Genomic DNA, 21,520 nt, shown 5'->3' with positions numbered 1-21,520 from the left:
TCGCAACCGCAGTAGGACAGTCTTAAGTCTGACAGGCTCCTGGAGAGGCCATACCAGCGGTTGATTGTTAGTGCTGCTTTCCGGCTTGTCAGCGCAGCGGTATGAGGCAGGAGCTATAGTAAAGCACTTTTGCCGATCGGATGTAGCTGTGGACCCTTCACTTTCTGTCAATACCTTGATCAATTCATCGCCGGATGGGGGGCGAAAGCGTCCCCCTGAACCACCAGATCATTCATTCATCAGAGCTGCAGCTGCCAGCGAGTATGTATCGGGTTATGTTCAAGAATCCCGGAAAAAATCTACTGATCAAATCCTTTTAGGTAACAGGAAGGTTGATACGGCCATAAGGAGTCTGTCGGAAAAGTTAGGTGTTATCCCTGTGATCCGGGTCGGGCTTGCTGAGGCTCCGGGTCAGGGCGATCATACTGCTGCATTCAGTATTATCGGAGGGCTGGCTCATCTTGGCTTTAAAGGTAGAGTGGAGTTGGTTCTGAAGGCTGGTGATGGCAATAAATGGGAACAGATGAAGGAAAAACTGCAGTTATTCATTCCAGAATTTAATCCTGGTAATGATGATGTTCAGGCCCTGCGTTATGCTGGCCTGGAGTGTGAGTGTATTCCGCTTAAACACCTGGACGATCATTGCAAAATTAACCACAGACCATTGGAACAACCGCTTGGCTTCTGGGCTATGAACGGTAATCGCTCATGGTTACAGTCGAAAATTGCGATCGTTATTCCTCCCTTCAAGTGGGCCAATACGATACCCAGAATTGAACGGAATGTCGGGGAACATCAGAACCTGGAGTTGCCATCACTGGCAAACTATCAGGTCCTTTACACGCCTGAAAAACCGGATCTTTCGGAACTTATGCAGGGCGACTCAAGAGGAGCCCGTCTGGCAAAGGTGTTGGGAGAGACAGAAGAAGGCAGAATTCATTTACTTCCCGTTTATGGTATTCACCATCATGCCCTGGAGCCTGCGCATGATGTGATTATCAGGAGACTGATTTCCGGTGCAATGAAAAGCCATACTTCAGAATTCGAGAAAACGGTTGTTTTGATCTTGAGTCCGCTGGAAAGCCTTGAACGGCTTCAGGGGTTACAAGCGTCATTGAAGGTGCCATTTTATGATTTGAACACCACGGATTGGCTGGGTTCTGCTAATGAGCCTGTTGAGCTTCTATACTGTGGCCCGGTACCCAAACCTTTATTTGAATGGATCAGCTGCGTTGACCGTCCCCTGATCCAGGAAGGAGCGAACAGCGCTACTTTTATGAATCTGCTGGGCAAGGCATATCTTCCTTTAAGGCCGGATGGCGATACCCCGCTTCCTGAGCTGCCTGGCTCACCCCCAGCCAAAAAAAAGTTCACCCTTGCAATGCATGGCCCTGTTGCCAATACGGAAAGATCAAGAATTGAGCAGCTTGGCAGAAGCCTCACCCATGATTTGCAGGCATACAGCTACTATTCAGTGGCTCTGGAGTTGTGCAAAAAGTTAAGGCCATTGTTATCCCCAATAGCAACGAAGGATTTGGTGTCCAGGTTTGCAGGAATGGTTGCAGTGAATCATTTTGACGAAGCAGACTTTCGTCCATGGTTGCTGGAATCGATTACTTATAGCTGTGGGTTGTTGAGTGCAGAACAGCAAGAATGGCTGACATACCTTTCTCTGGCCAATAGCCTGTTACCCGGAACGATTCCCGGAGCCCTCAAGGTAAAATTGATAGAAGATGGCAAAGGATTACGAAGAAACAGCGTGAATTTAGAAAAACTGATTGCTTATCGTACTTCCGGTTTAAATATGCCAAACCTGAGGTTGCAGCTTTCAGCCCTGTCTTTCAGGCGCTTTGAAGTTCTCAAGGCAGCCAGTGTCGAGTGCCCTGTGAATATTGAAAATATTGCTCACGATATGGATATCAATGAGCTGGCAGGTGATATTTGTGATAATTTTTCACGACTGGTTCCCGCTTTATTTCAGGCTCTGCGAAAAGACTTACCTGATAATGCCCTGCGCGAGTCTTTTTTTGGGGACGGGGAAGGTCAACACAGTCTGCTGGATAAAATGATTGGGCACTTGTTCTATGGCAACACGGCCCCTGATACAGAGATAAGATCCCTGCTTGCACCACAGGAAAACACAATTGATGATGACCTGGCGTTGTTTTTGAGGGGCGGGCTTGGAGGGGCTTTCTTCAAACAAGTTGGTGAGCTTATGATGGAATCGAAAAATAATGCAATTTACTGCAGTTTAAGCAAACTAACCATAAGTGACTGGAATCAGATCTTGCCAGGGTAAGGTAAACGGGTTGTTTCCGCTTAAGCCTATATTCAGCCATGCCTTAATAAGGCATGGAATTTTTGATTTGCTCCCTGTTTTTCTGCAACGTACACTCCACTGTTTTAAAACCGTGTGCACCATTTCAATGAGATTGACGTGTACCATCTCCGTTCATCCTGAGCGGAGTCGAAGGGTGTTTGGCACGATCTATCATGGGCCGGAGTTTGCGCCCTTCGACAGGCTCAGGACGAACGGAGTGCAAAGGCTTACCTGATTACCACCGACCCTACGTCGTGAGCCAGCTGCTATAATAAACGTCGATAGTCATGTGTTTTGGAGGTAAAACTGATGTGTAAAAACACCATTCAGTTCCAAAAAGGCCTTGGCATTATGCAATTTCTGGCTAATTACGGCAGTGAAGAGCAGTGTGAGAACGCGCTGTCCTCTTGGCGCTGGCCAGATGGCTTCCAATGCCCGAAGTGTGGCTCCCGCAGTTTCTGCAAGCTTCACCGGAAAGCTGAATTCCAGTGCAATTGCTGCCGTTGCCAAACCTCGCTTACCAGTAACACTATCTTTGACTCAACAAAGCTGCCTCTAGCTACCTGGTTTCTGGGTATCTATCTCGTCACCCAGAATAAAGCGGGGATTTCTTGCCTGACGCTTCATCGACAACTTGGCATTTCCTACAATGCCGCATTGCGCATGAAACACAAACTCATGCAGGTCATGATGGAAAGAGATAACAGCTGGCAGTTGAGTGGTTTTGTTCAGATTGATGACGCCTATTGGGGCGGAGAGCGCCACGGAGGCCGCCGGGGCAGAGGCTCAGAGAACAAAGCCCCCTTCGTGGCCGCAGTTCAGACAGATGCTGATAACCACCCTATCTACATGAAGTTCAATGCCGTTGATAACTTCCGGCGAAAAACCATTCAGGAGTGGGCAGAACATGCCCTGAAAAAGGGTGTCCGGGCCGTCAGCGATGGCTTGTCCTGTTTCCGGGGTATTGAAGATGCCGGATGCCAGCACACAGCCATCATTACCGGTGGTGGGCATGCATCCATGGAGAATGAGTTGTTCACCTGGGTAAATACCATGCTGGGAAACGTGAAAACAGCGATTACCGGTACTTACCATAAGCTCGACCCCAAGCATCTGGGCCGTTATCTATCAGAGTTCAACTATCGGTTTAACCGGCGTTTTGATATGCCTTCAATGATCTCAAGGCTAGGTCGGGCTGCAGTCAATACAGCACCGATGCCGGATCGACTTCTCAAACTGCCAGACGTCCAGTGGAAACCGGGTTAGCCATCAACCGATAATTGAAAGTCAGTTGACGTATTAATATCATTATTTCGAATGATGATGTGGGTCTTTGCTTGTTCGGAGCGGTTATGAAACCGAATTTAGTTGATAATCTGGAGAACAAGCCGTCATGATGCCTGCTCCACCGGTAATACTGGAGAGGTTCTATTATTTCTTTACCGGGTTATAGACATAAAGAATAAAAAGCTGCACGTATATTCTTAAATTATCTTTCCCTGTGTCATGACGTACGATCAGTGGTAATCAGGAAGGCTTATGGTAACGACAACCCGTCAAACTCATTGAAACCATGTACTAGTGCGTTGTTGCGTTGTTGGCTGTGGGGGAGTACTTGTGATCAAGTTATGTTATGGGCGAGGCACTTTGTCACCGTGTCTGATGGCTGCTTTTGCCTGGCTTGTGATAACGCCTGCCTCCGCTCAGGCGGTGGTCTGTTATGAACCCTCACCTTCCGTCATCGCCGGGGACAGTATTTTTGAGGACAAAACAGCCGCACCATTATCGGCAACTCAGCAGAGAAGCCTTCAGGCCTTTCTCAGGAAAATTGATCGCCGTTGGCAGGGGGATGCCCGCCGTGTCACCTGTGTTGGCAGTGAGCACAATGCCCGCCAGGTTGAGCGCAGAACCAGTCTTGCCATGGATGTTGATGGTGATTACCGCAGAGCAATGACGTTTCGCTCCGAGGTTTATAATCCCGAAAGGAAGAGCCGCTACTCAGAAAAATTCAGCCTTTACCAGGTTGATGGTTTCCTTCGTATGGACAGTCGCGGGCCCGATGGTGATATCGAGATTATGCATATTGGTACAACTGAGCTGATCTATCTGCAACGTTATTTTGTCAGAAAGGTTGAACCGGCCGGACCGGAAGAAGAGAAGCCAGAGCCACCGGCCACTATTCAACCGTTACCGATACAGCCTGTCCAGCCAGTAACGTCGATTCGGCCGGTGGATGAAGTGACCACACAGCCTGTGCAGAGTATCCGCCCGGGGGATGGCCGAAAACGAATGTCGAGGCCGACCAAAGATATACCGGAAGAAGAGATCGGGTACAGTCCGGGTGGGATATTGAACGAAGTGGTTCGTCATCTGGTCATTAATGGCCAACGCCTTCAGATAGAGACGACAGTTTACGCCAATGGCTTGCTGGCATCGTCAGAGACGTGGCAGTTGAAATGATAGACCTGCCACAATTTGAAAACTTCAGTGAAATGGCTTCAGGACCGGGCTACTGAACGTTGACAGCAGCGGGGATTGCCTGAAACAGGCTGTTGTACTCCTCAAATAAACGACCATGAAGTGATGAGCAATAATCCATAACTGACTTGTTTTGATTGTCTTTGATATGCATCAGCTCATAAAAGGTTTCAAGACCAAGTTCATTAATTAACAGATTGTCGATTTCCCTATTGTGTACCTCACAGGAATATAACTTGTGCAGAGGAGTACAGCCGTCGTTGTCTTTAAGTTTGAGTAACGTAACCAGTAGAATACCCTCTGGGCCTGGCTGACATAGCTGCTTCAGAATATCCTCTTGTAATATTGGTGACATATCACCAAATCTTAATCTTCTTCGTGTGACTGTTTTCAGGAGTACGTGTAAAGGGGTTGAGCCATCGTTTTCCAAACGACCTTGGAAAAACGAGGTTAATCCATAGGTTTTATCCAGCCAGACAACAATTTCCTTGATGAGATCTTTCTTATCCATACCTATAAAGTTATTATGAGTGCTTTCGAACAGAGTATGCAATAAACTTGCACCGGTTGCTGGATTTGTTTGTTCAAGAAAGGCTCTGCCTGAATCCTCAAAGGTATCAACGATGGTTACAAGGATATCTTTATAAGCAAGCAGGTTTAGAGCATCATGACTGTTATCCTGTATAGATAAAAAGAATGCCTTTCTTTGCTCCTCACTCATCATTCTTATCATTTCCCGAAATATCTGCTTATTCAATCTGGCTTCCTTCTGATTGATTGTTATTTCACGCAAGTACTTATGATCATCTATTTTGTTATAAGCGCTGACAAATCGTCTCATGACTGTGATTAGTGGGCATTCTTTGCCTTGCTGCATACTGGTAGCCCATCTGACAAAAGCTTCTTTATCACCGGCTTTCTCTTGCAATGCAATCAGCTGAGGAAGGTCATCATCCATCATGGGCTTTTTATCATAGAGGCTTTTTTCAAGTAGTGAGATAAAAAGTTCTGTACATTGAGATGGGGGGCGTTCGCTGAAAAAACTTTCAGTAATTACTCCTTCTTTCATAAAAATTTCACTAAGTAAAAATTTAGGATTATCTTTTAACAGGTCGTATTTTAATTGTGGATTACTTATTTGCTCCAGGTAATAACGAGCCTTATCAAGACGTCCGGTTTTAAGGGCATAGGTATGCAGTTCAGCAGCAAAATGATCACGATCAATCTGGTTAGGGATGTTCTTTAGTATATGATCAGTGCAGTATTGTATCCCATCCCCCTTATCCAGCAGGTGGTGCAGCAGGGTTGTCTGGTGTGTCGTTTTGTATGACAGCAGTTTAACCGATAATTCAGGATCGGTAATCTTTCCCAGTAGGAATTCAGCCAGGAACATTTTTTTCTGATTCATGGCATCAACAATCGCCGTTTGCTTTTGCAGACTGAGTGAATGATCAGTACTGACATTTGTCTGTTCCCAAATGCTTCGATCACCAGTAATTAACAGGTTCCGGTGGTTATCGTCTATGCCACGCAGCATGTATTCTATATCTTCAAGTTTATCCGAGCGATCAAAGTCAAGAACCCACTGTTTAAATAAGGAATGGCCTTCCGATGTGCAAATCGACAGTGCCTTAAACCTCAATAATGAATTACTGAATGACATGCAGAGAGTGGCAACCTTATCAGGATGATTAAGTTCAAGGCACTTTTGCACCAGTGAATTGCCTGTTTCTGCTTGCGCTGTAAAAAGCTCAGCTTGCCGGGCTTCATCAAGTGTTTCAGTAAATATATTTGCCAAATCACTGGATTCAGCGCCCGTGCAGGCCCACAGCAGAGGAGACATATTCGATTTTCCGGTAAAACGGACAGCGTCAAAGCGGTCTTGCTCACTCAGGACACCTAACAGATATCTGATACGCTGATGGTATTCACTATTGCTTAGAGGGCTGAGGTGTAAAATGCAGGAAACATTTTCATTACACATATACTGAAGAATGGATTGATCAATGTCGGGACTTCCCTTAAGGAGATTTTCTGTCAATTCTCTGTTTTGATGAAGGACGGTATCAAATAGATAGGTACTTTTGTTAAAAAGGCAGGCAAAAGCAAGGGGGGAAGGAACAAGATCATTTACTGATCGGGTGACCATCTCCACAAGGGTTTGCTTATCTAATTTCTGTTCCAGCAGATTGAATGATCGCTCATCCATAACACAGCAAGCATTATGTAACAATGAATCATGGTTATCGACCAGTTCTAAGAGTGCAACACGAAGTTCCTCCGGGGATAGTCGGTCAAATAAAGCCCGGAAAAAAATATTGCCTGCCTCTCCGGAAATGCCAGCATAGTACAAAAGAGAAGATGGCTGTTGATCTTCTCCCTGGTAGTTTGAGGGAGCGGTAGCAATCGCCAGGCGTTTAATCTGATCATCGCTAAGATCAGCTACCAGGGCCTCAATCTCAGAGGTTTCTTTGCACCGCAGAGAATTGTAGATATCCTGGAAAAGAGGACACCATAGAATCCGTTTATTGGGATGAGTGGCTTTTGAGTAGAAAAAGGGTTTAAGTCCGGTGACTGACCTGTCGTAAGCTTTCTTTTCAGGAAAGCCTGTTTCATCAGGGGAAAAGACTTTGCACTTGAATGGGTGCGTATCATCAGAGTCTAATGCACTGAGTTGCCTTTTAAAGCCATTAAACGTCAAGAGGTCTGTTGAAACCTTGCCTGTCGGTTTAGTATCTGGACCGACTGGAGAATTGCCGGTACTTAAGTGAATATCCATTTTGTAACTCCTTTTTTGATTGTTACACGCAATGCGTAAATAAAAATTGAATCGCAGACTCGTACCTCACGGGCAGAGTATTGCTGAGGTTGTATGGGCTACTGAACGTTGACAGCAGCGGGGATTGTCTGAAACAGACGGTTGTATTCCTCAAATAAATGACCATGAAGTGTTGAGCAATGATCCATAACTGACTTGTTTTGATTGTCTTTGATATGCATCAGCTCATGAAAGGTTTCAAGACCAAGTTCATTAATTAACAGATTACCGATTTCACTATTGTGTCTCTCACAAGCAAATAATTTGTGCAGCGGAGTACAGCCGTCGTTGTCTTTAAGTTTGAGTAACGTAACCAGCGGAATACCATCTGCACTTGGCTGACATAACTGTTTCAGAATATCCTCTTGTAATGTTCGTGACATGTCACCAGCAAGTAATCTTCTTTGTTTGACTGTTTTCAGGAGTACGTGTAATGGAGTTGAGCCATCGTTTTCCAAACGACTATGGCAAAACGAGGCTAATCCATAAGTGTTATCCAGCCAGACAATGGTTTCCTTGATGAGATCTTTCAGTTTTCTACCTGTATCGTTAAGAAGAATACTTTCGAATAGAATATGCAATAAATTCGCACCGGTTATTGGATTTATTTTTTCAAGAAAGGCCCTGCCTGAATCTTCCCCCAAGGCATCAACGATGGTTGCAAGGATATCTTTATTACCAAGCAGGTGTACAACATCATGACGCTTATCCTGTACAGATAAAAAGAATGCCTTTCTTTGCTCCTCACTCATCATTCTAATCATTTCCCGTATTATCTGCTTATTCGAGCTGACTTCCTTCTTGATTTTTATTTGCCAGAAGTACTGAGGATTATCTATTTTGTTATGAGCTCTGGCAAATCGTCTCATGGCTGTGATTAAGGGGCATTCTTTGCCTTGCTGCATACTGGTAGCCCATTTGACAAAAGCCTCTTTATCACCGCCCTTCTCTTGTAATGCAATCAGCTGAGGAAGGTGTTCAATCAGGGGGTTTTCATCATAGAGGCCATTTTCAAGAATAGAGACAATAAGTGCTGTACATTGAGATGGGGGGCGTTCACTGAAAAAATCTTCAGTAATTGCTCCTCCTTTTTTAAAGAGTTCAGTTAATAAAAATTCAGGATTGTCTTTCAATAGATCGTATTTTAATTGTGGATCGCTTATTTGCGCTAAGTAATAACGAGCATCATCAAGACGTCCGGCTTTAAAGGCATAGGTACGCAATTCTGCCTCAAGATGATCACGCTCGATCTGGCTGGAGGTATTCTTTAGAATATGTTCATTGAACCATTTTATCTCCGCACCATTATCCAGCAGGTGATACAGCAGGGTTGTCTGGTCGGTCGTTTTGTATAACAGCAGTTTAATTGATAATTCAGGGTCGGTAACCTTTCTCAGGAGGAATTCAGCCAGGAATATTTTTTCCCTGTTCATGGCTTCAACAATCGCCGTTTGCTTTTGCAGACTGAGTGTAAGATCAGTACTGGCGTCTGTCTGATCCCAAATACTTCGATCACCAGCAATTAACAGGTTCCGGTGGTTATCGTCTATGCCACGCAGCATGTGTTCTATATCTTCAAGATCATTAAAGCAATTAAAGTCAAGAACCCACTGTTTAAATAAGGAATGTCCTTCCGATGTGCAGATCGACAGTGCCTTAAACCTCAATGATGAATTACTGAATGACATGCAGAGAGTGGCAACTGTATCAGCACAGCCAAGTTCAAGGCACTGTTGCACCAGTGAATTGCCCGTTTCCGCTTGTGCTGTAAAAAGCTCAGCTAGCATAGCTTCATCAAATGTCTCAGTTAATATACATGCCAAATCAAGGCCACTATTGCCTGTACAGGCCCACAGCAGAGGAGACATATCCGATTTTCCGGTAAAACGTATCGCGTCAAAGCGGTCTTGCTCACTCAGGAAACCCAACAGATAGCTAATACGCTGACGGTGTTCATCAAAGCTTGGTCGGCCGCAACTAAAATTGTGTGCAACATCATCACTGCACATGAACTGCAGTATGCTTTGATCAATGTCGGGACTTCCCTTAAGGAGATTTTCTGTCAATTCTCTGTTTTGATGAAGGACGGTATCAAATAGATAGGTACTTTTGTTAAAAAGGCAGGCAAATGCAAGGGGAGGCGCAAGATCATTTACGGGTCGGGTGAGCATCTCCAAGAGGGTTTGCTTATCTAATTTCTGTTCCAGCAGATTGAATGATCGCTCATCCATAACACAGCAAGCATGATGTAACAACGTTATATTGTCATCGTTCGGTTCTAAGAGTGCAACCCGGAGTTCTTCCGAGGATAGTCGGTCAAATAAAGCCCGGAATAAAGTATTGCCTGACTCTCCGCAAAAAGTGGCCAATTCGAAAAGAGAAAGTGGGTGCTGATGTTCTCCCGAGTATTGACGGGGGGCGGTAGCAATCAACAGGCATTTAATTTGATTATCGCTAAGGTCAGCTACCAGGGCCTCAATCTTAGAGGTTTCTCTGTACCGCAGGGAATGATAGATATTCTGGAAAAGAGGGCACCATCGAATCCATTTTTTAGGATTAGTAGCTTCTGAGTAGAAAAAGGGTTTAAGTCCGGTGACTGACCTGTCGTAAATTTTATCTTCAGGATAGCCTGTTTCATCAGGGGAAAAGACTTGCTGCTTTAATGGAAGCGTATCATCTGAGTCTAATGCACTGAATTGCCTTTTAAGGCCATTATACGAAATGAGGTTTGTTGAAACCCTGCCTGTCGGTTTAGATGCCGGTTTAGTATCTCGACCGACTGGAGAATTACCTGTACTTAAGTGAATATCCATTTTATAACTCCTTTTTTTATTGTTACACGCAATGCTTGTATAAAAATTGAATCGTAGATTAGTACCTCACTACCAGAATATTGGCGAGTTAGCATGGGTTAATGTATTGATGTATCAACTGGTTTTATAATTGATAGCAATCATCATTTCTGCCTCAATGAGACATAAGCAAATGAAACCAGGCATTTTCCTGCTTTCGACCCGCACAAGGCATACTAGTAGTCCAGTTGCCAAAGGTTTAGAAAACCACTCGCTTCGTAGCCTTAGACTATTGTGATCGAGAAGGGTTCCATGGAATGAAAAAATAACGCATCTGTGTCCAAATACCCATAAGCTGTCAACCTTCGGTGTTGTCTGCAAAGAAAAGAGCAAAAGATCTTCCTTTGTGGTTCTGGAAAAAGCAAAAAGAAGGTTATTCAGGCCCGATTCCTCAAGACCTGAAGCTTACCCTTGAATATACTGCAGTAATCATGTTCGGACTGTTTGAACCTGTCAGACAGACAGGCAGTCATGTCCTGCTGCTGATTGAGGCTGAGGATAAACCGGTTAAGCCGCTATTGGTATTTAATGGCCAATGCCGTTAACCCGGGTAGTGCGATGAAGATAGTGTGATGAAGATAGTGCGATGAAGATAGTGCGATGAAACCAATAAAGAATAAGGTTAAGCAGTCTTTCCTCAGTGGACAGGATAAAGCAATGGATTTTGCCAGGTCTGCGGCCAGTTCATTGGAAAGTGGCGTCGACCGGCTACTTAACCGGCGAATTACACTGGGGGTAACCGGCTTCAGTGGCAGCGGCAAAACCACCCTGATTACCAGCCTTATCCATCAGTTGCAGCATTACCCGGGGGCACTTCTGGCTGCCTTCCCGCCGGTGTTGCAGGATCGCTTATTGGGGGTACAGCTGTTGGCGCTGGATGGCGCTGCACTGTTTCCTTATCAGCGGGGCGTTGAAGCGTTATCAAGGGGTCGGTGGCCGGATGCAACAAGGGATGAATCGGGCTGTCTGCTGGAGATCAGGTTTCGTAATCAACCTGGATTATTGCGAAGGGGAAAACCGGGGATCAGTCGTCTGTATCTGGAGATTCGTGACTATCCCGGAGAGTGGTTGCTGGATCTGCCGTTACTGGCAATGGATTACCGTACCTGGTGTGCTCAATGCCACTCCCTCTTTAACCGTGCCATGTGTCTGTCTATTGGCCGGAGTTTTATCGAAAAACTGAAGTCCATTGATCCTTTTGCAACCATTTCTGAGCTGGAACTGCAAGTGCTATGGCAGGAACAGTTGACCTTTCTCAAGGCTTGTCAGCAAGCTGGCTTGACCATGATACAGCCAGGACGCTGGCTGCATGCCTCACCTTCAGGCGATGAGAGTAAACTTCCGTTTATCCCTCTGCTTTCGATAACTGGCCTTTCAGAAGATCAATGGAGAAGTGCTGCTGGCTCTTCTTTAGCAAAGGGCTTTTCTCCGGCTGAGGGCTCTTTACTCAACATCTGTGAAAGGCATTATCAACGCTATCTGGAAACCCGGGTCAAGCCCTTTTATCGAAATACCTTCCAGAAGGTTGACCGACAGCTGGTACTGATTGATGTGCTCAAATCGTTAAACAGTGGCCGGGAAGCGTTTGATGATCTTCGCTTCGCTTTAACCCGGGTACTTCAAAGTTTCGATTATGGGCGCAACAGTCTGCTCAGACGATTCATTCAGCCACGAATCGATCGGGTTGTTTTTGCCGCCAGTAAAATTGATCAGGTACTGCCTGACCAGCATGAAGCGGTGCGAGGTCTGATGGCAAACCTGGTTCAGGATGCAAGGCGCAGAGCAGCGTTCAATGCTATTGATGTCCGCTGTGAAGCGGTTGCAGCCGTTCGTTCAACGACGTATGTCGACTATCAGGGACGCCAGGCCCTGCAGGGGATGACTGAGCAGGGGCCGGGAGTGCTCCTGCACCCGGATATTCCTGAACAGATTCCATCGATGGATGAGTGGCAGGCTCTGGGCCAGTGGCAGCTGCGTCGGCTGATGCCGCCAGAGGGACTTCAGCTGGTTGCTGGTGGCCGACTACCCCATATCCGTCTGGATAGCATTCTTAATGACCTGCTGGGAGACCGGTTTTTATGAAACAGGCATCACGACCCATTCTTTATTCCTCTGGAACCCGAGCAACCCCTTGATACTCCTGAGTCAATCAGTGATGGTTTTCAGAGCCGGACGTTACAAGGACCCGAACTGGCCACAAAACCACTGCGCTTCCTGAGATCGGCATTTTATGGCCTGCTGACTTTGCTGTTGATAGTAGTGCTGTGGCAAACCACCGAACTGGGCCTTTTTCTCTATCAGCTGCATTGGTTCTTAGCTTTACTGTTTTCAGGGTTTTTTCTGGCCCTGGCGGTCATTGTCGTTAAAGCCGTTGTGGAGTTTTTCCTCTATCAACAGGGACTTCAGACAGATCACAGAACTCCGGGAGCAGGCTGTCCGGTTTCACGATCAAAGAACGGCAGTATTAAAACACCACTGGCTCCCGCAGTTGAGGAAACTCTATCAGGGGAAGCCCCAGCAGGTGCTGCTTGAGCAAGTGTTGTCTGAGATGCCTGATTACAGTGATGACCGCGAGGTATTGTCTCACCTGGATGTCCATTTTTTCCAGAAACTGGATCATCAGGCACTGACCCGAATTTCACAACATAGCCAGCAAGTCGCCTTGATGGTGGCTCTCAGTCCGTTTGCTGCTGTCGATATGCTGCTGTCGGTCTGGCGCAGTATTCGCATGCTTGATGAGATCTGTCAGGTATATGGTGTCAGACCTTCATTACCTGCTCGTAGCCACCTGCTAACCATGGTTCTGGAGCAGATGGCGCTGGCGGGTGCTGCAGAACTGCTGTCGGATCAGTTGGCAGATTTTACTTCCAACCGGTTACTGGGCATGGTGAGCTCTCAGGCAGCCAGCGGGGTTGGCGTTGGTATCTATTCTGCCCGCATTGGGCTCAGGGCCTTGGCACTCTGTCGTCCAGTTCCATTTGCTGATGATCAGAAACCCGGTATTGGTCGTTTAGCCAGAAGTATTCTCACTGCCATGCAAACCCGGTTTCGGAATACGGCTGATCCTGCAAAGCAAGCGGAATAATCTTCTCCCGGTATCATTAAAGGAGCAACTGCAGGGGAAGGTTGCTCCCGAATATTGATTGTTTCGGAAACCTGCATTTTCACTGAGAAGCTGACCTCATCTGGTGGGCAAGTTCGGTCTGATTAAGAATAAAAAGCAATCAAAGCTATGGATAAATACGACCAAAGGGTATTATTTATTCAATATAATGATTTCGATAAACACATAAAGAGCTGTTAATTATTAATTGATAGGATGCTGCCTTTAACTGGCATGTTCGGGGGAATTTCAACAGGCATGGGTCGACCAGCAACTGCGACGATAAACCTTGACGCATTGCGTCATAACTATCGTATTGCACAACAACTGTCTGCAAAGGGCACGGCTAATGGTCAGGTGATGGCAGTGGTAAAGGCGGACGCCTATAGCCATGGTGCAACCGCCTGTGCGACAGCACTGGCTGATATTGCCAACGGGTTTGCGGTTGCCTGTATTGAGGAAGCCCTGGAACTTCGTGCTGCCGGCATCAAACAGACCATACTGCTGCTGGAAGGATTCTTTGAACCTTCAGAGCTGGAGATGATTGACCAGTATCGTCTGGATACGGTGATTCATCATCAGTATCAGATTGATGCACTGGTCGCTCACCCTCTCAATCACCCGGTAAGGCTGTGGCTGAAGATGGACTCCGGTATGGGGCGGGTTGGCTTCACCCCCGATGAGTACCGCAAGGCCTGGGCACAAATCAATGATCTGTCTTTTGTGAAAGACATTGTCTTGATGAGTCATTTCGCCTGTGCAGACGAGTCAGACAGTGATCATGCACAGCAGCAGCTGACGACCTTCAATAGCTATACCCGTGGCCTGCCTGGTGAGCGCAGTTTCTGTAACTCTGCCGGTCTGGTTGCCCTGAAAGAAGCGCGGGGAGACTGGAATCGTCCCGGCTTGCTGCTTTATGGGATCTCACCCTTTCCGGACGCTGATGGTATTGAGCAGAACTTGAAACCGGTTATGGAACTGAGCTCAGCCATTATCAGCATCAAAGCTATTCCTGCAGGGAGCTCTGTTGGTTATGGCAGTCGCTGGATTGCCCGGAGACCCACTCGAATCGGTGTGGTGGCTATTGGCTATGCGGATGGTTACCCGCGCCACGCACCCAATGGAACACCGGTTGTTATTAATGGCTATCGCGTACCGCTGGTGGGCAGAGTATCCATGGATATGTTGACGGTGGACTTAACCGATTTGCCCGATGTGGATATAGGAAATCGTGCCATCTTATGGGGCGATGACTTGCCCATTAATGAGGTGGCTCAAAGTGCCGGCACTATTCCCTACCAGCTGCTTTGTAATTTGAACCGTGTTCCTGTTCAGTATCACGGCCTTCTCATTCCTGAGCACCAGGTTTTTGATGAAGTCGAGTTCTGACTCAGGATTTTTAATGGATCCAATTTCTGAAGCGGAACTGTTAACTAAAATTGTGCTCGAAACAAGGGGAAAATAGGAGGGCACAATCATGAATTCCTCAAATGCTATTGTCGATCGTTTTGCCAGTTTTTCTGATTATTTATATTCAAGTGAATTTAAAAAAAATCCAAAAGCCAATGTGTTCAGCCCCTTGCGAAAGGTAAGTTCACAGCCTGCAGACAATAATTATTTGCCATTACTTTACGAATTAAAGGTTGAAGTTATTAAATACCTTAACTTTAAGGAATTTTTTGCCTTTAGCTCAATCAATGTCGATAATTATCTATCCATTAGATCAGACGACCTGTTAGTAGAAAGAGTTATCAAGAAGGAAGTACGATCAAGAATTCTCTTAAGGCTTGAAGATTTGCAGCAAAAAGCACAACAATATCCCTTCGATTTAGATGATGAAATTGAAACGAATTTTTTTCAAAATGCCGTTGTACCATCTATAGCCTATTCTCCTGGCCCTTCAAAACTTGTTTTTAATATGGTTCCTGAAATGAACAATAAACACTCATTTGAATTTGTTAATTTATTTCGACATCTTTGCAAGCTTGCCATGGATGATTCAATAAATCGTTTTTCCAGAGCACTCATTTGTTCATTAACGATAGATATTAATAACCGAATGACTTTAAAGGAGTGTAGAAAAGGTACATTATTTGCTTTGTCTTTCATAGGCATTGCATCACATATAAATCAACTAAGTAGTATTGAGGATAAAGACATTAAGTTGTCCAGGTTGGCCAATATGATTGAGGATGAGAAAATAGATATAAAAAAACTACATCAGGCTAATATTTACAACAAAGTGTTAGCTTTAAGTGAAAAAAAGGAGTTCTATTGGTACACATTTATTGACAGCCTGCATGCCTGAAAACCACTCTCTAATAACACCGGTTCTGTCAAATCATCTGTGCCGTTGTTCTCATAAATTAACGGTTGCTACCGAAGGTATTGCCACTGTCCCTCAATTTTTTATTCTTATTAGCATTTAACGGTTGAATTTCTATAGCCTATATCCTGAGCAAATTAAGAGCTCCAGAATAACTGTTGAACTTTATAAAAACATTCATGTCAAAAGGCTATAAGAAAATAACTTACTGGTAGTACCATTAGTCAGAAATTTCAGGTACTTCCATATAAGCAATTGTATTTTAATAAGTTCCCGATTTCCGTTCACCCTGAGCTTGCCGAAGGGTTGTGCCACCGAACTTCGACAAGCTCAGTCCGAACGGAGTCAGGCAATGAAAAGAAGTTATTTCCAGACAACTCCTAAGTCATGGATGAACATTTAAACTGAAGGGATATCCTTATGTTGCAACCTCCCGTTCGTAGTGATGCACCTTATAGTGCGGACTGTACAGCCAATCCAGATCATAATACCGAAGCCAGCAAAAATTCAGGCAAAAGGCATGGCAGTCAAATTGGTGCCAAAGGCTCTCTCGACACAGCGCCATTAAATAAGCGCTTTTGTCGTATATTGGTTTCAGCTCCGCTAGACCCGGCTGCTGATTACTCTCTCCTGAACCGGGAACAACTCGGTGGCAAGGGGATGTTTTTACGGCGCATGCAGGAGGCAGGCCTGCCGATCCCGCCGTTCAAATGTGTTACCGCTCAGGTGATGAATGCGCTGGAACAGCACCCTCTGGATATGGGTCGTTTAGCTCCCTATCTCTCCGGGATTGCTCCGGGGATGGCCGATGAAGCGGGACAAACCAGTCTGGCAAACATCAGGGACCACCTCAATACCTTGCCGCCCTCAGACCAGGCCAAAAGGGATAGCTGGCTGACGGGCCTGTCGACATTTATCGCCAGCGATGACTTTTACCAGCAGGTCAAAGATTCTGAAGCCGCCCGACACATCAGGGATCAGCGCCGTCAGCTGGACGAACTGTCCCCATCACAGCCGGTGATTGTGCGCAGTTCTGGCATCAATGAAGATAACTACGGCGATGCCCAGGCGGGCAAATATCGCTCTGAAGTTCAGGGCGAAGATGATGTGTTGCGGACCTGCCTGAAGGTGATGGCCTCCGGTTACCGGCCCGAAGTCTGTCCGGAGGGCGGACCACAACCCATGGCACTGATCATCCAGCACTGCATTGACTGCCACTATGGCGGGGTGGTCATGAGCTATCAATCACTGCAGGATGATACTGTCCGGGTTGAGTACACATCCGGTCAGCCCAGAGGTGCAGTGGCCGGACAGTCCGGTACCATTCCCCATCGTATCGGCATTGATCGTAAGGCAGGGGCTGACAACGCGCAGTACTTTCCCGGGACGATCTCAAGTCACTTCGTTCTACAAAAGAACACTGATAATAACGGCTATTCGGAAACAGAGATTCAGGATGCTGATACCCAATCAGACGGAAGTAGCCAGCAGCTCAGTGATGGGCTGGTTGCAGAACTCAGGGAAGCGGTGACAAAGCTGGAAGATCTATTACTCTGCCCGGTGGATGTGGAGTTTGCCATCGATCGTCAGGGTTGCCTGTTCCTGCTACAGGTACGCCCTATCACCCGACTCTCCGGCGGCATGGATTTTGCCCTCTCCATACCCAAACCCGAGGAGACCCTGGCCAGTGGCGAGGGCGCCAGCGAAGGCTACTGCGCCGGACCACTCTGGGTGGCCAAAAACCGGGCAGCAGACACCCTGCCGGAGGGAGCCATTGTCGTGGCCCAACACGGTGAAGAGTGGATGCTTGAGCCTGAGCGCCTGGAGCGGGCAGCGGGTTTTGTATTTGCCGCCGGTGGAACCAATGACCATGTGGCGATCACCCTTAGACAGGCAGAAAAACCCTGTCTGCTGGCCGGTGACCAGTACCCGGCCGTGGCCGCCCAGGATAGTCTACAGGCGACGCTGGCCTGTGCACGGTTTAACGGTTCGCCCGGTGCTTTTGTGGTTGCCGGAGACCTGACCGGAAAATTGGCAAGTCACAGAAGCGCATCCTCTGCCTTTTCTGATGTGCCGTTAGTGGAAGCTGCGGCCTCACGTGATGATTTGTTACCCCCTGAAGGCACATTAAGTCAGGTGGCTACCGCTTTCCACTGGCTTACCGACCAAAATGCTCGCTTGCTGGCATTTTTCGCTCCCGGCGGCGGGCTGGATTGTCTGGCAAACCCAATAAAACTGAGCATGTCGGCACAACGGTCAGAGATGCTGGCTGCAACTCAGACCCGCACAAAACAACTGATTCAAGGTGCTGAAGCGCTGTTGGATGGTTACCGCGCATTCCTGCTGCTCGCTGGTGACAGCCATTCACCCCTGCTCAAGTCATTACGGGATGAATTACCGCAACTGATGACCCGGTTTGAGACGCTGAAACAGACCATAGGATCAGGGTTAGAGCGTATCACCCTGCCCCTGCGGGCCGATGAAGAACGGCCGGTATCCCCGGAAACGTTTCGCCAGTGGGTGGCAGACTGTCATCAGTTACAATCCTGTCTTCAGGCACTCAATCCCCGGAGGGCAAAGCAGGTCCGTAGTGTCCATGACCTGATTTTTGCCCTGCATCAGCGCTTCATAAAGGCGCTCGGACCGGTTACTCTGGCTTCTGGCCAGGGAACGCTATTCAAGAAAGGGGACATCACCTATGTTGATTGCCTGCCTCCGGGTGAAGACGCGGGGCTAATGAAACCGTCCTGCAAGACGCACATCGAAAAATTAGTGTGTATTGGTACTGTCGTCAATATGGTTGATGCTTTGATTGTTAACCTGGCGTTAGGACATCATACGAGCATTATCGAGCTGCTTGAACATGCCGAGGGAGGGAAAGAACGAACCTTGCGGCTGAAGTTTTCTGACAGCTTCAATGAATCTGATGGTAATCATAAATCCGGAAAGTTAAAGCGTATGTGGTTACTGGTGCAGTTACTGAAGGCAATCGAACTGGATAAAAATGCTGATGGCATGAAGCTGGGTTTCAACGCCGTAGCAGGAGAAATTATTGTCGAATGTCCCCAAATGACATCAAGGCAGGCCATGCAGGATGCCTTTGCAGGGCTGATAACTGTATTACGTGGGTTCACTAATCTGGATTTGACTCTGGATGAGTTACCCATATTTGAAGGAGATCAGTGGAGCTTTGACTTGCTTGCGCAACGCCTTGATAGCGACTTTTCGGCAGGAGCCAACCGATTCGCCTTTCGACTTTGCCTTTTTTTACTTGGCTATAGTTTCTCCAGAATGCCCTTTTTTTACTCGTCATTAAGCAAACATCACCAACAGTTTATTGATCGTAGTCGATGGTTAGCGGCTTGCTGGAGGAAATCGGAAGGCTATCTTCGGGAAATATTAATGAGTGATGAGATCGATGAGAGCACCCGCAATGAATGCTTACATTATCTTTTATTTTTAAGGCCGGAAATAGCCACTCCCGTCATTGAGCATATCTACGGACACTTGAAAAATAAATACTTTGTTCTCAAACCATCCTACCGTTACCGACTTGAGTTTGCTATTCCACCGGATCAGCTGCTCCCGGAAAATAAAGAAAAGATCACGGATTTTCTGCAAAAGCATGGGTTGAGATATGCCAGCCAATCGGTTCGAAATGATAAAGACATGGTATTACCAGCCATTGCAGCGCGTCCGCGTGAGCTGGTCTTTGTTAGTGAAGAACTGAAGCGTGATAAAGAGGTCGTCATGGCTGCAGTCACTCGATATGGTGAAGGGCTTGAATATGCCAGCCCGGAACTTCAGGATGATGATGAGGTGGTAATGGCTGCTATTGTAGAGGATTCACGAGCTCTGGTTTATGCCAGTGAAAGAGTCCGAAGCAATAAGAAAATTGTTCAAATGGCAATGGATGATAAAATAGGTATCTTTAAGTATGCCAGTAAAAAGTTACAGAATGATCGTCAGTATTTGCTGGAACTGATTGAAAAAAATGCTCAGATATTCACTTTGATTAATTCCGGGCTTGAATATGATGAGGAGTTTATCAGGTCAGCAATCCAAATAAACCCAAAAGTTTACCTGATTACCACCGACCCTACGTCGTGAGCCAGCTGCTATAATAAACGTCGATAGTCATGTGTTTTGGAGGTAAAACTGATGTGTAAAAACACCATTCAGTTCCAAAAAGGCCTTGGCATTATGCAATTTCTGGCTAATTACGGCAGTGAAGAGCAGTGTGAGAACGCGCTGTCCTCTTGGCGCTGGCCAGATGGCTTCCAATGCCCGAAGTGTGGCTCCCGCAGTTTCTGCAAGCTTCACCGGAAAGCTGAATTCCAGTGCAATTGCTGCCGTTGCCAAACCTCGCTTACCAGTAACACTATCTTTGACTCAACAAAGCTGCCTCTAGCTACCTGGTTTCTGGGTATCTATCTCGTCACCCAGAATAAAGCGGGGATTTCTTGCCTGACGCTTCATCGACAACTTGGCATTTCCTACAATGCCGCATTGCGCATGAAACACAAACTCATGCAGGTCATGATGGAAAGAGATAACAGCTGGCAGTTGAGTGGTTTTGTTCAGATTGATGACGCCTATTGGGGCGGAGAGCGCCACGGAGGCCGCCGGGGCAGAGGCTCAGAGAACAAAGCCCCCTTCGTGGCCGCAGTTCAGACAGATGCTGATAACCACCCTATCTACATGAAGTTCAATGCCGTTGATAACTTCCGGCGAAAAACCATTCAGGAGTGGGCAGAACATGCCCTGAAAAAGGGTGTCCGGGCCGTCAGCGATGGCTTGTCCTGTTTCCGGGGTATTGAAGATGCCGGATGCCAGCACACAGCCATCATTACCGGTGGTGGGCATGCATCCATGGAGAATGAGTTGTTCACCTGGGTAAATACCATGCTGGGAAACGTGAAAACAGCGATTACCGGTACTTACCATAAGCTCGACCCCAAGCATCTGGGCCGTTATCTATCAGAGTTCAACTATCGGTTTAACCGGCGTTTTGATATGCCTTCAATGATCTCAAGGCTAGGTCGGGCTGCAGTCAATACAGCACCGATGCCGGATCGACTTCTCAAACTGCCAGACGTCCAGTGGAAACCGGGTTAGCCATCAACCGATAATTGAAAGTCAGTTGACGTATTAATATCATTATTTCGAATGATGATGTGGGTCTTTGCTTGTTCGGAGCGGTTATGAAACCGAATTTAGTTGATAATCTGGAGAACAAGCCGTCATGATGCCTGCTCCACCGGTAATACTGGAGAGGTTCTATTATTTCTTTACCGGGTTATAGACATAAAGAATGAAAAGCTGCACGTATATTCTTAAATTATCTTTCCCTGTGTCATGACGTACGATCAGTGGTAATCAGGAAAGTTTATGGATACGTATCAGGTGATTTAAAAACGAAATATATCTGAGTGCCAGGCTATGTTAACTAACAGATAATATATCCACTGTTTGCTGAATTAAAAATACTGCATTCTGAATTCGTATTATCAATGCATAGCCCCAGTAACCAGAGGCTGGCCAAAGAAAGACCGTTAGTATGTAAGAGACTGGATTTTTATATCCTGGGCAAAATACGTGGTTAAGAATAACTGGTGTAATT

The 21,520-nt window shown here is 46.5% G+C and carries 12 protein-coding genes; 10 read left to right on the top strand and 2 right to left on the bottom strand.

Annotation, left to right across the window (positions count from 1 at the left end; genetic code table 11):
• The first annotated feature begins 70 nt into the window (after nucleotides 1–70).
• The 3 genes from MJO57_RS28570 to MJO57_RS28560 all read left to right on the top strand — a co-directional run bounded on the left by MJO57_RS28570 (nucleotide 71) and on the right by MJO57_RS28560 (nucleotide 4,780).
• On the top strand, nucleotides 71–2,299 hold the full coding sequence (locus MJO57_RS28570) for a hypothetical protein (protein WP_252020614.1): 2,229 nt from the start codon (nucleotides 71–73) through the stop codon (nucleotides 2,297–2,299).
• A 330-nt stretch (nucleotides 2,300–2,629) separates the two neighbouring features.
• A complete protein-coding gene (locus MJO57_RS28565) occupies nucleotides 2,630–3,586 on the top strand; it encodes an IS1595 family transposase (RefSeq protein WP_252017306.1) in 957 nt (318 codons plus the stop codon).
• A 351-nt stretch (nucleotides 3,587–3,937) separates the two neighbouring features.
• Nucleotides 3,938–4,780, top strand: a complete 843-nt coding sequence (locus tag MJO57_RS28560) for a hypothetical protein (RefSeq protein ID WP_252020612.1) — start codon at nucleotides 3,938–3,940, stop codon at nucleotides 4,778–4,780.
• Nucleotides 4,781–4,829: 49 nt separating this feature from the next.
• Here the strand turns inward: MJO57_RS28560 and MJO57_RS28555 are convergent, their stop codons facing one another.
• Nucleotides 4,830–7,577 carry a hypothetical protein gene (locus MJO57_RS28555; RefSeq protein ID WP_252020610.1) on the bottom strand — a complete coding sequence of 916 codons (2,748 nt, stop codon included), beginning with the start codon at nucleotides 7,575–7,577 and terminating at the stop codon, nucleotides 4,830–4,832.
• Between the two features lie 98 nt (nucleotides 7,578–7,675).
• The gene (locus tag MJO57_RS28550; protein ID WP_252020608.1) at nucleotides 7,676–10,429 is read right to left on the bottom strand and encodes a hypothetical protein; all 2,754 of its coding nucleotides are present in this window, start codon (nucleotides 10,427–10,429) and stop codon (nucleotides 7,676–7,678) included.
• 347 nt (nucleotides 10,430–10,776) lie between these two features.
• On the opposite strand from MJO57_RS28550, the gene MJO57_RS28545 reads away from it, so the two are divergent.
• The 7 genes from MJO57_RS28545 (at nucleotide 10,777) to MJO57_RS28515 (ending at nucleotide 21,015) form a co-directional block, all read left to right on the top strand.
• Nucleotides 10,777–11,013, top strand: coding sequence for a hypothetical protein (locus MJO57_RS28545; RefSeq protein ID WP_252020606.1), 237 nt, complete (start codon nucleotides 10,777–10,779; stop codon nucleotides 11,011–11,013).
• A gap of 112 nt (nucleotides 11,014–11,125) precedes the next feature.
• Entirely contained in the window at nucleotides 11,126–12,550 is a 1,425-nt protein-coding gene (locus MJO57_RS28540; protein WP_252020604.1) for a YcjX family protein, read from the top strand.
• 274 nt (nucleotides 12,551–12,824) lie between these two features.
• Nucleotides 12,825–13,553, top strand: coding sequence for a TIGR01620 family protein (locus MJO57_RS28535; protein ID WP_371924706.1), 729 nt, complete (start codon nucleotides 12,825–12,827; stop codon nucleotides 13,551–13,553).
• 276 nt (nucleotides 13,554–13,829) lie between these two features.
• Nucleotides 13,830–14,960: an alanine racemase gene (gene alr, locus MJO57_RS28530; RefSeq protein WP_252020602.1), complete on the top strand. Its 1,131-nt coding sequence runs from the start codon at nucleotides 13,830–13,832 to the stop codon at nucleotides 14,958–14,960.
• 88 nt (nucleotides 14,961–15,048) lie between these two features.
• Complete coding sequence (locus MJO57_RS28525) at nucleotides 15,049–15,879, top strand: hypothetical protein (protein ID WP_252020592.1); 831 nt, start codon at nucleotides 15,049–15,051, stop codon at nucleotides 15,877–15,879.
• Nucleotides 15,880–16,317: 438 nt separating this feature from the next.
• The gene (locus MJO57_RS28520) at nucleotides 16,318–20,007 is read left to right on the top strand and encodes a PEP/pyruvate-binding domain-containing protein (RefSeq protein WP_252020590.1); all 3,690 of its coding nucleotides are present in this window, start codon (nucleotides 16,318–16,320) and stop codon (nucleotides 20,005–20,007) included.
• A gap of 51 nt (nucleotides 20,008–20,058) precedes the next feature.
• Entirely contained in the window at nucleotides 20,059–21,015 is a 957-nt protein-coding gene (locus tag MJO57_RS28515; RefSeq protein ID WP_252017306.1) for an IS1595 family transposase, read from the top strand.
• Nucleotides 21,016–21,520: the final 505 nt, after the last annotated feature.

It is taken from the genome of Endozoicomonas sp. SCSIO W0465, assembly GCF_023716865.1.
Classification (GTDB): domain Bacteria; phylum Pseudomonadota; class Gammaproteobacteria; order Pseudomonadales; family Endozoicomonadaceae; genus Endozoicomonas.
This window is presented reverse-complemented; position numbering and strand designations above follow the sequence as displayed.

Coding starts and splice junctions, on each gene's coding strand:
- MJO57_RS28565 (WP_252017306.1), top strand. CDS start 2,630: ATGTGTAAAAACACCATTCAGTTCCAAAAAGGCCTTGGCATTATGCAA.
- MJO57_RS28555 (WP_252020610.1), bottom strand. CDS start 7,577: ATGGATATTCACTTAAGTACCGGCAATTCTCCAGTCGGTCCAGATACT.
- MJO57_RS28550 (WP_252020608.1), bottom strand. CDS start 10,429: ATGGATATTCACTTAAGTACAGGTAATTCTCCAGTCGGTCGAGATACT.
- MJO57_RS28540 (WP_252020604.1), top strand. CDS start 11,126: ATGGATTTTGCCAGGTCTGCGGCCAGTTCATTGGAAAGTGGCGTCGAC.
- alr (WP_252020602.1), top strand. CDS start 13,830: ATGGGTCGACCAGCAACTGCGACGATAAACCTTGACGCATTGCGTCAT.
- MJO57_RS28525 (WP_252020592.1), top strand. CDS start 15,049: ATGAATTCCTCAAATGCTATTGTCGATCGTTTTGCCAGTTTTTCTGAT.
- MJO57_RS28520 (WP_252020590.1), top strand. CDS start 16,318: ATGTTGCAACCTCCCGTTCGTAGTGATGCACCTTATAGTGCGGACTGT.
- MJO57_RS28515 (WP_252017306.1), top strand. CDS start 20,059: ATGTGTAAAAACACCATTCAGTTCCAAAAAGGCCTTGGCATTATGCAA.